The sequence below is a fragment of the Streptomyces sp. N35 genome, from assembly GCF_016464295.1.
In the GTDB taxonomy this organism is placed as follows: domain Bacteria; phylum Actinomycetota; class Actinomycetes; order Streptomycetales; family Streptomycetaceae; genus Streptomyces.
Genome location: NZ_JAEIMH010000116.1, coordinates 10,293 through 22,778, shown reverse-complemented (window position 1 = coordinate 22,778; position 12,486 = coordinate 10,293). Strand labels below are relative to the sequence as shown.

Sequence of the window (12,486 nt, the reverse complement as noted above, 5' to 3'; positions counted from 1 at the left end):
GTCGCACCTTGAGGGGACCCTCGTGCGACGGACGGCCCGGTCCGCGACCGCGACACCCCCCACGCCCTACCCCGGCCAGACCGGACCGGACCGGACCAGACCAGACCAGACTGGACCGGACCAGACCGGGCTGAACCGAACCGAACCGGACCTGAGTCAGCGGATCGGCGCCGCGAACTTCTCCGGAGCCCTCTCCTCCGAGACGGTCATCACCATGAGGGTGACCTGGTCGGCCGACCCCTTCTGATGCTGCTCGTAGCGCCGGACGCGGCCCTCCCCGTCCACCCAGATCTCACACTCCACGGCGTCGAGCCCCTGCCCGTACAGACCGTCGGCCACATGCGGTTCCACGGTGCGCAATTCGGCGATGGTGAGGCGGCCGGAGAGGTGCTCGGTGAGTACGCCGTCGACCCGTTCGGGCCCCTTGCGTGCCTTCTTGCCCTGGGCGAGCAACAGCTCGGCGTACTGCGGCAGTTGGTTTGCGTCCGGGTCGGTGCGTGACACCTCCTGCGGGCCCGCCTTCTTGGCCCAGCCCTTGCCGGCGCCGGTGCCCTTGTCGACCTTCCAGTACAGCGTCTTCCCGAGACGGACCGAACGGGTCACCGACTCCTCGGCAGTCCCGGGCGACTGGCGGAGGGTGACACTTCCCTCAGGGCGGGTGGCGTTGAGGTTGAACCGGCCGTCCATGGTGAACAGCACCGCCTGCTCGCTCCGTACGGACAACGTGACCCGAGCCGAGAAGGGATCCGCGCTCCGGTGCGCCAGCGCCTGCCCCACATCGAAGCGCTCCTTCGCCCCCGACCGACCGGACCCGGACCCGGAGCCGGATCCGGACCCCGTCCCCGAGGCGCCGACCCCACCCGTATCCGAAGCGCACCCTCCGACAGTCATCACCACCACCGCCGCGCAGCCCGCGACCGCAGCCGCCACCGCCCGCCCTCGACCCCCACGAAACACAAGAACCCCCTCCAGTCGTGCATTGAGCGGGGTCACGCTATGTCGCCGTCAGGAGTGCCCCTCGCCGCCTGTGACCGTTATCACCGCCACAGTGTGATCTGCGATTTAGGGACCAACGTCCCTCGGCGATAACCTGCGAGACGGACATGCCGCGTCCACGGCCACCGTGTACGCCTCCCTCAGTGACAGCGCCGTCACGTTGCCCTTCGCGGCACGCCCATGCAGACGCAGACATGCAGACGCAGCCCGCAGACAACGAACGCGATCGCGATGAAACGCGATACCGACGCGAAACGGAAAAGGGACGGACGCGCGTGGACCTGTTCGAGTACCAGGCGAGGGACCTCTTCGCCAAGCACGGTGTACCGGTGCTGGCCGGTGAAGTCATTGACACGCCTGAGGCCGCGCGCGCCGCGACCGAGCGCCTCGGCGGCAAGTCCGTCGTCAAGGCCCAGGTGAAGGTCGGCGGCCGCGGCAAGGCCGGCGGCGTGAAGCTGGCCGGCGACCCGGATGAGGCCGTCGCTCGCGCGACGGACATCCTCGGGATGGACATCAAGGGCCACACGGTCCACAAGGTGATGATCGCCGAGCTCTCCCCCGAGATCGAGGCCGAGTACTACGTCTCGTACCTCCTCGACCGCACCAACCGCACCTTCCTGGCCATGGCCTCGGTGCAGGGCGGCATGGACATCGAGGAGGTCGCGGAGAAGACCCCCGAGGCCCTCGCGAAGGTCCCGGTCAACGCGGTGGACGGCGTGGACATCGCCAAGGCCCGCGAGATCGTGGCCCAGGCGAAGTTCCCGGCCGACGTGGCCGAGGGTGTCGCCGAGGCGATGGTGACCCTGTGGGACACCTTCGTCGCCGAGGACGCGCTCCTCGTCGAGGTCAACCCCCTCGTCAAGACCAAGGACGGCCGGATCCTGGCCCTGGACGGCAAGGTCTCGCTCGACGAGAACGCCGACTTCCGCCAGCCCGACCACGAGGCGCTCGAGGACAAGGACGCAGCCAACCCGCTCGAGGCTGCCGCCAAGGCCAAGAACCTCAACTACGTCAAGCTCGACGGCGAGGTCGGCATCATCGGCAACGGTGCCGGTCTGGTCATGTCGACCCTGGACGTCGTCGCGTACGCCGGTGAAAACCACGGCGGCGTGAAGCCGGCCAACTTCCTGGACATCGGCGGCGGCGCCTCCGCCGAGGTCATGGCGAACGGTCTCGAGATCATCCTCGGCGACCCGGACGTCAAGTCCGTCTTCGTCAACGTCTTCGGTGGCATCACCGCCTGTGACGAGGTCGCCAACGGCATCGTCCAGGCCCTTGAGCTGCTCGCCTCGAAGGGCGAAGAGGTCACCAAGCCGCTGGTCGTGCGTCTCGACGGCAACAACGCGGAGCTGGGTCGCAAGATCCTCAGCGACGCCAACCACCCGCTGGTGCAGCGTGTGGACACGATGGACGGCGCGGCCGACAAGGCCGCCGAGCTCGCGGCTGCGAAGTAAGGGACGAGGTCAGACACCACCATGGCTATCTTCCTCAACAAGGACAGCAAGGTCATCGTCCAGGGCATGACCGGTGCCACGGGCATGAAGCACACCAAGCTGATGCTCGGTGACGGCACCAACATCGTCGGCGGCGTGAACCCCCGCAAGGCGGGCACCGAGGTCGACTTCGACGGCACGTCGATCCCCGTCTTCGGCACCGTCGCCGAGGCGATGGAGAAGACGGGCGCCAACGTCTCCGTCCTCTTCGTCCCGCCGGCCTTCTCCAAGGCCGCGGTCGTCGAGGCGATCGACGCCGAGATCCCGCTCGCCGTCGTCATCACCGAGGGCATCGCCGTCCACGACTCCGCCGCCTTCTGGGCGTACGCGCAGTCGAAGGGCAACAAGACCCGCATCATCGGCCCGAACTGCCCCGGTCTCATCACCCCGGGCCAGTCCAACGCCGGCATCATCCCGGGCGACATCACGAAGCCGGGCCGCATCGGTCTGGTCTCGAAGTCCGGCACGCTGACGTACCAGATGATGTACGAGCTCCGTGACATCGGCTTCTCGTCCGCCGTCGGCATCGGCGGCGACCCGGTCATCGGTACGACGCACATCGACGCGCTCGCCGCGTTCGAGGCCGACCCCGACACCGACCTGATCGTCATGATCGGTGAGATCGGCGGTGACGCCGAGGAGCGTGCGGCCGACTTCATCGCGAAGAACGTGACGAAGCCGGTCGTCGGCTACGTCGCCGGCTTCACCGCGCCCGAGGGCAAGACCATGGGCCACGCCGGCGCCATCGTCTCCGGCTCCTCCGGCACGGCCGCCGCGAAGAAGGAGGCCCTCGAGGCCGCGGGCGTCAAGGTCGGCAAGACGCCGACCGAGACGGCCAAGCTGGCGCGCGCGATCCTCGCCGGCTGAGTTTTGTAGCTCGTAGCTCGTAGCTCGTAGCTCGCGGCTCGCGGCTCGCGGCTCGTAGCTCGTAACTCGTAGCTCGTACGAAGGCCCGTGCCCCTCCTGCTAGGGGTACGGGCCTTCGGCGTGCGTGGACTCGTCCGACTGCGTGGGCCCGTCCGACTGCGCGGACCGGCCGTTGTCAGTGGGCGCCGATAGCCTTGACAGGGCTCGGCCCCCGGGAGGGAGGGGTCTGTCCGGGGAACGGGGGCGCGGGGCTACTCCGCCAGCGGATGCACCCGCTCCGGCCCGGCGCCCGGCCCGCTGCGCAGCTTCTCGCGGAGTTGCTTGTCCCGGTGGTCGAGGATCTGCGGTCCGGGCCGCGCCGGTACGCCGGTGATCTTCTGGCCGGGGGCCTGCTCCGGCTCGTAGTCCTTCGCCGAGGTGATCCACGTGATCGCCGACGCCCCGATGATCAGCGTCGTGAACGCGATCGCCGCCCGCGTCCAGAACCGCACGCGCCGCTCGCCCTCACCCCGTACGGCCGTCGCCTTGCCCGTGCCGAGCTTCTCGGCGCACGCCAACTCATCCAGCCTGCGCTGCAGTTCGGCCGGATCGGACAGCTCGGGCAGCTGCTCGGCGATCGCCTCGCGCGCATGCACCAGACGGTTCGCCGCGGCCGGCGTGCTGGCCTCGGTCTCGGCCGCGGTCTCGGGCAGATCGAGCCCGACACCGTCGTAGAGGACGAGCGTGCGCCGGTACGAGGGCGGCAGGCTCAGGAGCGTGTCGAGCAGCTTGCGGTCCTCGGGCTCCGCGGGCGGGGCGTCCGGGTGGCGGTGACTGCGCCGGAAGCGGTGCCAGGGCGAGAGCGCGTACTCGTACGCGACCGCCCGCACCCAGCCCACGGGGTCCCGGTCCTTGGCGACCTCGGGCCACTGCTCCCACGCCTTGTGGAACGCGCGCTCCACGGCCTCCTTCGCCAGCGCGCGCCGTCCGGTCAGCAGATACGTCTGCCGTACGAGGCCGGGGGCGGTGAACGCGTACAGCGCGTCGAAGGCCTGCGCCGGCGTCAGGCCCGTGTGCTCCTCCTCGCCGTCGCCGTTCCCCGGCGCGGGCGGACCGTCTGCGGCGAGTCCTCCGTCGGGGGTCTCGTCGACGAGTGCGGTGGCCTGGGCGGCCGAGGGCTTCGGCGCAGCGTCGCCGGGGCGGGCGCTTCGGCCGTCCTCGTGCTGCGCCGCACTGCCGTTGTGCTCACCGTGGTGGTCGCCGCGGGACGGTACGCCGCTGTGCTCATCGCGGGAGGGGCCGGTGCCGGCCGGTTTGGCGGCCCGCTTGGCCGCGGCCTTGGGCCGGGTCCGGGAGCCCTTACGGCCCTTGCGCCCCTGCTCCTTGGAGAGGTCGACGAGAACGGTGCGGGCGGCGGTCTTGGGGTGCGCGGTGGCCTCGGCGGCCCCCGCGGACTGACTGAGCTCGGCACGCGCGGCGAGCTCGACGGGCTTCACAGGCATGAGGTGCTCGACGGCCTTTGCAGATTCGGAGGGCTGGAGGGAGGGGGCGAGGTTCGGGTGCGGGGTTTCGGTGGGCTTGGGGGTGGTTGGGGTGAGGGTCGGGACCTCGGCTGGTTTGGAGGCGGCTGAGGTGTGGGCCGGTGTCTTGATGGGCTTGGGGGTGACTGGGGTTGGGGCCGGGGTGTCGGTCGGTTCGGTGGTCGCCGAGGTGAGGGCCGGGGTCTCGGTGGGTGAGATATGGGCCGGGGCCTCGGCTGGTTCGGAGGTGGCTGAGGTGTGGGCCGGGGTCTCGGTGGGCTTGGGCGCGGATGCGGTGGTGGCGGCCGGGGCTTGGGCCGGCCTGGGGGTGGTGGAGGTGCGGCCCGGGGTCCTGGCTGACTCAAGGGGGATGCCGGGCGGCTCGGGGGCTCGGGTTTCGGCGGGGCCGGGAGCGGCCTTGGCGTTCTGGCCGGCCTCCGCCCTGGCGGGCCGGGACGCGGCTGCGGGCTGGGAGGGTGCGGGGTCGGCGGGGTGTGCGGAGTCGGCCCGGGCCGGGGTAAGGGAACCCGCGGCCGCTTCCCGGGGCGAGGTCGTGGCGCGCGAGGGGACGAGCGGTGCGGTGCCGGGCTCGGCTGCCGTTGCGGGGACCGGCTGACCGGCCGTGGACGTGACCGGCCGCGAGACGCGTACCGGAGCGGTTGGCGTGGCCGCGGAGGTCGCTGAGGCCGCTGAGGCCGCCGAGCTATCCGCCGGGGCCGGCCCCGCCGCCGAGGTCGGCGAGGACATCGAGGGCGCGGGCTTCGGTTGAGCGGGCTTGGGGGGAGTGGGCTTCGGCGGAGCGGGCTTCGGGGGAGTGGACCTGGCCTCAGAGAGCTCCGAGGGACCGATGGGCCAGGACAGCCCGGGAGTTGGGGACCCCGCTGCCTCGGGCACCGCTGCACCCGACCCGGCCGTACCCGACATGACCGCACCGGCCTCCGCCGCCTCGGACCCGGCGGCACTGGATTCCGCCACCTCGGGCACCGCTGCACCCGACCCGGCTGCACCCGGCTCGGCTGCACCCGACCCGGGTGCACTGGACCCCGCCGCACCTGCCCCGGCCGTACCCGACATGACCGCGCCGGCCCCCGCAGCCTCGGACCCGGCGGCCCTGGACCCGGCCGCACCGGCCACCGCTCCCTCGGACCCGGCCGCACCGGCCGCTTCTCCTGCCCGTTCGCCCGCCCCCCGCCTGGCGAACTTGGCCAGCAGGGCAGGCGTGGGGCGAGCCGGCGTCGGGCGGGCTGCCCCGTCAACCTCTCCCTCGCGTCGCTCACCCCCCGTACGACCGTCCCCGTCAGACGACTGACTCCCCGTCAGCGCCCGCCCCTCGCCCGGCCGCTCCCCACCCTCGTGCCGTCGCTCGCCATCCGAGTCCCGCCGTTCCCTGCCCGAGCCCCGGCTCTCTCCATCCGAGTCCCGCCGTTCCCCACCCCGAAGATTCGCCACCTCACCCAGCCGTCGCCCACCGGTCACCGACCCACCGGTCACCGACCCACCGGCCACCGACCCACCGGACCCCGCCCCACCAGCCCTCGACCCATCAGCCCTCAATCCACCGGACTCCGCCGCACCGGACTCCGCCGCACCGGCCCCCGCCCGACCGGACCCGGACTCACCAAACCCGGACTCACCAAACCCGGACTCACGGCACCCAGACTCACCAGACCTCGCCCCACCACCCCCCAGCCCACCCGACTCCGTCCCACCCGACTCCGTCCCGCCCGACCTCGCCCCACCCCAACTCGTCAGCAACCCCGCGTACGTCTCCCGGGTCCGTCCCCGGGGGTTTGTGCGGCCTGCCTCCCATGAGCGGACCGTCTCCCGGGTCACGCCGACCAGCTCGGCGACCTGGGCCTGGCTCAGGTCGTTCGCCTCCCGCAGCCGACGGCGCTCCTCGGGGCCGGGCAGTGGGGCGGCGGGGCTCTGCGTCATGTCGGACTCTCCACACCGTGGGCTGTGGGACGGGGGCCCATGGCAGGACGGCGCCCCGATAAGTACATAAACGTATATTGGGCGACACTTCGGGCATTCGCCTGTTACGCGAAGAGCGCGCGTGTCGTTGGGACCATGGCGGGCGTGACGCACACGACCGACCGCAGCGCGCAGCCGGAAGGGCCCGCGGTCACGCCGCAGGCCCTGCTCAATGCCCTTGCCACGCGCCGCAGATCGTCGGCGCTCGTGCCCTGTCTCCTCGGCGGCGCGATCGCCGCGGGGCTCGGTCTCGGCGCGCTGGCCGTCCTGGTGATGGCGTTCTGGATCTCCTCGCCGTACCCGGACAGCGGCCCCGGCGCGGCACTCCACGTGGCCGCCGGCCTGTGGCTGCTCGCCCACGGCACCGAACTCGTCCGGCCCGACACCCTCACCGGTGTCCCGGCCCCGGTCGGCATCACGCCGCTGCTGCTGCTCGGGCTCCCCGCGCTGCTCGTGCACCGCGCGGCCCGCGACGCGGCCGACACGGCGCCGGACGTACGGACCGCGCTGTGCGGGGTGGCCGGCGGCTACCTCCTCGTCGGAACCGCCGCGCTGCTCTATGCGAGGGGCGGCCCGCTGTCCGCGGATCCGCTCAGCGCGGCCGTCCATCTGCCGCTGCTCGCGGGGGCCGCCGCGGCCGCCGGGGTGTGGACGGCGTACGGCCGGCCGCGCGGTCCGCTGCCCTCCTTCGCGTACCGCCTCCAGGACGCTTTGCCGGTACGTGCGCTCCTGGACCGCAGGGACCAACTCGCCGCCGCCGTGCGCTCGGCGACAGCCGGAGTGCTGGTGCTGTTCGGCGGCGGCGCGCTGCTCGTGGCCGTGTCGCTCGGGCTGCACCTGGATGCCGCGCAGGCCTCGTTCCTGCAGCTGACGGGCGCGTGGTCCGGCCGGGTCGCGGTGCTTCTGCTCGCCGTGGTCCTCGTGCCCAACGCCGCGGTGTGGGGCGCCGCCTACGCACTCGGCCCGGGTGTGCTCCTGGGCACCGGACTGGTCGCCTGGCCGCTCGGGACCCCCGACGGCGGTCCGCTCCTGCCGTCCTTCCCGCTGCTCGCCGCGGTGCCTTCACCCGGGCCCGGCACCCCGCTGACCTGGGCCTGCCTCGCGGTACCGGCTCTCGCCGGGCTGGCCGTCGGATGGTTCGCCGTGCGGTGCGCGGCGCCGGCGAAGGGGGAGCGCGAGGAGGTGTGGAGCCGGGGGGCGACCGCGCTGACGACCGGGCTCGCGGCCCTGCTCACCGGCCTCGCGCTCGCCGTGCTCGCCGCACTCGCCGGCGGTCCGCTCGGCGTGGGCACGCTGGCGTCGTTCGGTCCGGTGTGGTGGCAGGCCGGGGGCGCGGCCTGCGGCTGGGTCCTGCTGTGCGGGATGCCGCTGGCTCTGGGCGTACGAGGATGGCGGGCGCGCACGCCCAAGGTGACGTCTGCCGAGCCGGCGGGCGAATCCGTCGGGGCCGGCGCGTCCCTCGGCCCCGCCCGGCCCCCCCCCGGGTCCGCGCGGGCCGGGGGCCCCGCCCCCGGCCCGGGGGGTGGCCGCGCCGGGGCTCGGCTGCCGATGAGCAGGTGCCGGATCCAGGGCCGGTGGTGGTGGCTGCCGAGTCGCCCTTCGAGCCGTACGACTTCCTCGACTCGTCCTGGCACGACACGGGCTCGCGGGCGACGCGCTGGGCCGCGCTGGGGAAGGTCTCGGAGGCCGCACCGGTGGGGCCCGTGTCGCTCGTGAAGCCGGAGCCCGAGGCGAAACCGCAGCCCGAGGCGAAACCGCAGCCCGAGGCGAAGCCGGAGCCTGACGGGGACTTGGAACCTGACGGGGACTTGGAGTCCGGCGCATCGTGAGTAGGGGCGGGGCGGGGCGGGGTCTCCTTCCCCTCACCCCGCCCCGCCCCTACCCGAAACCGCGGCCGGGTTTGCCGGAGCCGCCGCTCAGTGGAAGAAGTGACGCGTCCCCGTGAAGTACATCGTCACGCCCGCCGCCTTCGCCGCCTCGACGACGAGCTCGTCGCGGACCGAACCGCCCGGCTGCACCACGGCCTTGACGCCCGCGGCCGTCAGGATCTCCAGGCCGTCCGGGAACGGGAAGAACGCGTCCGACGCGGCGTAGGAGCCGCGCGCCCGCTCCTCGCCCGCGCGCTCGACCGCGAGCTTGGCCGAGTCGACCCGGTTGACCTGACCCATCCCGACGCCCACCGAGGCGCCGTCCTTGGCGAGCAGGATCGCGTTGGACTTCACCGCGCGGCAGGCCTTCCAGGCGAAGGCCAGCGCGGCGAGCTCGTCGGCGGACAGCGCGTCGCCCGTCGCCAGGGTCCAGTTGGCCGGGTCGTCGCCGTCCGCCTGGAGGCGGTCGGTGACCTGGAGCAGCGCGCCGCCGTCGACCGGCTTGACCTCGACCGGGTTGGACGGGGCGCCGGGGCAGCGCAGGACGCGGATGTTCTTCTTGCGGGCCAGGACCTCGACCGCGCCGTTCTCGTAATCCGGGGCCACGATGACCTCGGTGAAGATCTCGGCGACCTGCTCGGCCATCGCCACCGACACCGGACGGTTCACGGCGATCACGCCGCCGAAAGCCGACAGCGGGTCGCAGGCGTGGGCCTTGCGGTGGGCCTCGGCCACGTCGTCGCCGATGGCGATGCCGCACGGGTTGGCGTGCTTGATGATCGCGACGCAGGGCTCGGCGTGGTCGTACGCGGCACGGCGCGCGGCATCCGTGTCCGTGTAGTTGTTGTACGACATCTCCTTGCCGTGCAGCTGCTCGGCGGCCGCGAGGCCACCCGCGCCGTCCACGTAGAGAGCGGCCGGCTGGTGCGGGTTCTCGCCGTAGCGCAGGACGTTGGAGCGCTCGTAGGTGTTGCCGAGGAAGTCCGGCAGACCACTGTCGTCCGCGGCGGCGTAGTCGGCCGCGAACCAGGACGCCACCGCCACGTCGTACGACGCAGTGTGCTGGAACGCTTCCGCCGCGAGACGCTTGCGGGCCGTCAGGTCGAAGCCGCCGTCGCGTACCGCCGAGAGGACATCGGCGTAGCGCGCGGGGCTGGTGACGACCGCGACCGACGGGTGGTTCTTGGCGGCGGCGCGGACCATCGACGGGCCGCCGATGTCGATCTGCTCCACGCACTCGTCGGGCGAAGCGCCCGAGGCGACGGTCTGCTTGAAGGGGTAGAGGTTCACGACCACGAGGTCGAAGGGCTCGACACCGAGCTCTTCGAGCTGCGAGCGGTGCGTGTCCAGACGCAGGTCGGCGAGGATGCCGGCGTGCACGCGCGGGTGCAGCGTCTTGACCCGGCCGTCGAGGCACTCGGGGAAGCCGGTCAGTTCCTCGACCTTGGTGACGGGCACACCGGCCGCGGCGATCTTCGAGGCGGTGGAGCCGGTCGACACCAGCTGGACACCGGCCCCGTGCAGGCCCTGGGCGAGGTCCTCGAGCCCGGTCTTGTCGTAGACGCTGATCAGGGCCCGGCGGATGGGGCGCTGTCCAGAAGAAGCGGCGGTCACGGGATGGATACCTTTCGTCCCTCAATGCGATGGCCGTGGCGGGCGAGCCGGCCCACGACCTCGACGAGCAGCGTTCGCTCGACTTCCTTGATGCGCTCATGGAGCGCGGATTCGTCGTCCTCGTCCAGGACCTCCACCACGCCCTGCGCGATGATCGGCCCGGTGTCGACGCCGTCGTCGACGAAGTGGACGGTGCAGCCGGTGACCTTCGCGCCGTACGCGAGCGCGTCACGTACGCCATGAGCACCGGGGAAAGACGGCAGCAGCGCCGGATGCGTATTGACGGTGCAGCCGCCGAACCGGGCCAGGAACTCCTTGCCCAGGATCTTCATGAAGCCCGCCGACACCACCAGATCCGGCGCGTGGGCGGCTGTCGCTTCCGCCAGTTCGCGGTCCCAGGCGGCGCGGTCGTCGAAGTCCTTCACGCGGCAGACGAAGGTCGGCAGACCGGCCTTCCGTGCGCGCTCGAGACCGACGATGTTGTCCCGGTCCGCGCCCACCGCCACGATCTCGGCGCCGAAGGCGGGGTCGGCCGCGGCGTCGAGCAGGGCCTGCAGATTGGTGCCCGAGCCCGACACGAGAACGACAAGCCGCTTCGGCGGCGTGCTTACGGGGGTGGCCACAGCGGGGCCCTTTCGCATCGGCAGCGCATCAGCGCGTGGTGGTCCTGGCTTTGTACGGTCGTACGAATGCTTCGGTGCCCCCGATACGGGGAACTCTACGAAGCGCCCGACCGTCAGCAACGATACCGGCACACCCGACGGCCCCCACGGGACGGTGGCGTGACCGGGAGGTAGCGTCTGGGGAGCAAGCTCCAAGGACTGCCAGGCGCGCGCCGCTGCTCAGCCGGCCCGGCCGGGCAATCCACCGACTACGGGGAAAGACGCACACCTGATGCCGGACCGCATGCCCTCACCTTCGTCGCCGCAGGACCAGTCTCCGCAGGTCGCGCCGGACGATCAGCCTGCGCAGGGCGCGCCGCAGGACACGGGGAAGGGCGAGGACAACCCCTTCGCGCCGCCGCCCGAGGGTGCTCCGGAGCAGCCTTGGTGTCCCCGTCATCCCGACGGCGAGCAAGGCGGTGACGGTTCGGGTCCCGGCTGGAGCTCGCAGCAGCCCGGCCGTTCCTCCGGCGGCTTCGGTCAGCGCCCCGTCGGATCCGAGGGCGGTCCGAACGGGCAGGGCGGTCCGATGGGCGGGATGCGCTGGGACCCGACCGACCCGGCGCAGCGCCGCGCGCGGTATGCGCTGCTCGGCGGCATGTGGGCGTTCTTCTTCGGGCTCTTCGGCTGGCCCTACCTGGCGCTGCTGCTCGGCGCGCTCGCCGTGTACTGGGGTGTGACCGCGCTGCGTACGAAGCCGCGCACACCCGACCCGACCCAGCCGGCCCCCGCGGTCTCCTCGGGCAAGCCGCAGACGACGGCCGCGGTGAGCGGTCTGGTCACGGCCGGCCTGGCCCTGGCCATGGTCGCCCTGACCTTCACCGCCCAGATCGTCTACCGCGACTTCTACGTCTGCGAACGCGACGCAAACACCCACGCGGCCCAGAACCAGTGCGAGGACCTCCTCCCCACCCCCCTGCGCACCCTCCTCGGCGAACAGGACTGACCCTCCCGCCCGTTGGGCGCATCGGGGGACCCATTGTCATGGGGAGCGGCCGGTTTGACCGGTTACGTCCCGACGTAGGGTCCCCCGTTCGTTTTTCTACGTCCAGCCGTCCAGCCGTCCAGTCGTCCAGCCGTCCAGTCGCTACGTCGAGCTGCGGAGTGCTGCCCATGTGTTGGGGCCTACTCGGCCGTCCACGTCCAGGCCCTTGGTGGTCTGGAAGCGTTTGACCGCGGTGCGGGTGTCGGGGCCGAACTCGCCGTCCACGCCCCCGGCGCCCACGCCGTAGCCGCGTTTGGTGAGCATGCACTGGACCTGGACCACGCGGGTGCCCTTGTGGCCGTAGATGGTTTCGGTCGTGCCCGAGTAATACGTGCAGTCGGTGATCCACGGCGGTTTGGCGGGGGCTGCCGTGGTCTTGGTCGGGGCGGGGTCCGGGTCGGTGCCCCCGCCTCCCGTGCTGGTGCCCGCGCCACTGCCCCCGCTGGTTCCGGCTTCCGCTGTCTCGCCGGCCGTCGGCTCGGTGTCCTGGTCGCCGCCGGGTCCGGCCGGCCCGGGCGGGGCGGCGGG

The 12,486-nt window shown here is 72.4% G+C and carries 9 protein-coding genes and 1 pseudogene; 4 read left to right on the top strand and 6 right to left on the bottom strand.

Features of this window, described 5'->3' with window-relative positions; genetic code table 11:
- Nucleotides 1-156: 156 nt before the first annotated feature.
- Entirely contained in the window at nucleotides 157-777 is a 621-nt protein-coding gene (locus JAO81_RS38100; RefSeq protein ID WP_199552581.1) for a hypothetical protein, read from the bottom strand.
- Between the two features lie 494 nt (nucleotides 778-1,271).
- Here JAO81_RS38100 and sucC point away from each other — a divergent pair, with 494 nt between their 5' ends.
- Together sucC and sucD are read left to right on the top strand one after the other, a co-directional pair.
- Entirely contained in the window at nucleotides 1,272-2,450 is a 1,179-nt protein-coding gene (gene sucC, locus JAO81_RS38095) for an ADP-forming succinate--CoA ligase subunit beta (RefSeq protein ID WP_199552580.1), read from the top strand.
- A gap of 21 nt (nucleotides 2,451-2,471) precedes the next feature.
- Nucleotides 2,472-3,356 carry a succinate--CoA ligase subunit alpha gene (gene sucD / locus JAO81_RS38090; protein WP_199552579.1) on the top strand — a complete coding sequence of 295 codons (885 nt, stop codon included), beginning with the start codon at nucleotides 2,472-2,474 and terminating at the stop codon, nucleotides 3,354-3,356.
- Nucleotides 3,357-3,607: 251 nt separating this feature from the next.
- Here sucD and JAO81_RS38085 read toward each other — a convergent pair whose 3' ends face one another.
- Nucleotides 3,608-4,837, bottom strand: a complete 1,230-nt coding sequence (locus JAO81_RS38085; RefSeq protein WP_199552585.1) for an RNA polymerase sigma factor — start codon at nucleotides 4,835-4,837, stop codon at nucleotides 3,608-3,610.
- A gap of 1,761 nt (nucleotides 4,838-6,598) precedes the next feature.
- Nucleotides 6,599-6,790, bottom strand: a pseudogene (locus JAO81_RS38075) (helix-turn-helix transcriptional regulator); the annotation flags it as partial.
- A gap of 144 nt (nucleotides 6,791-6,934) precedes the next feature.
- Here JAO81_RS38075 and JAO81_RS38070 point away from each other — a divergent pair.
- Nucleotides 6,935-8,545 (top strand): DUF6350 family protein, encoded by a 1,611-nt coding sequence (locus tag JAO81_RS38070; RefSeq protein WP_199552578.1) that lies wholly within the window; start codon nucleotides 6,935-6,937, stop codon nucleotides 8,543-8,545.
- A 200-nt stretch (nucleotides 8,546-8,745) separates the two neighbouring features.
- Here the strand turns inward: JAO81_RS38070 and purH are convergent, their stop codons facing one another.
- Both purH and purN read right to left on the bottom strand, forming a co-directional pair.
- The gene (gene purH, locus JAO81_RS38065; RefSeq protein WP_199552577.1) at nucleotides 8,746-10,311 is read right to left on the bottom strand and encodes a bifunctional phosphoribosylaminoimidazolecarboxamide formyltransferase/IMP cyclohydrolase; all 1,566 of its coding nucleotides are present in this window, start codon (nucleotides 10,309-10,311) and stop codon (nucleotides 8,746-8,748) included.
- A complete protein-coding gene (purN, locus tag JAO81_RS38060) occupies nucleotides 10,308-10,952 on the bottom strand; it encodes a phosphoribosylglycinamide formyltransferase (protein WP_199552576.1) in 645 nt (214 codons plus the stop codon). The genes purH and purN overlap by 4 nt, the downstream gene beginning before the upstream one ends.
- A 265-nt stretch (nucleotides 10,953-11,217) precedes the next feature.
- On the opposite strand from purN, the gene JAO81_RS38055 reads away from it, so the two are divergent.
- Nucleotides 11,218-11,919, top strand: a complete 702-nt coding sequence (locus JAO81_RS38055) for a hypothetical protein (protein WP_233416504.1) — start codon at nucleotides 11,218-11,220, stop codon at nucleotides 11,917-11,919.
- 141 nt (nucleotides 11,920-12,060) lie between these two features.
- Here the strand turns inward: JAO81_RS38055 and JAO81_RS38050 are convergent.
- The coding region (locus JAO81_RS38050; RefSeq protein WP_199552574.1) for a peptidoglycan-binding protein at nucleotides 12,061-12,486 on the bottom strand (426 nt) is incomplete at its 5' end.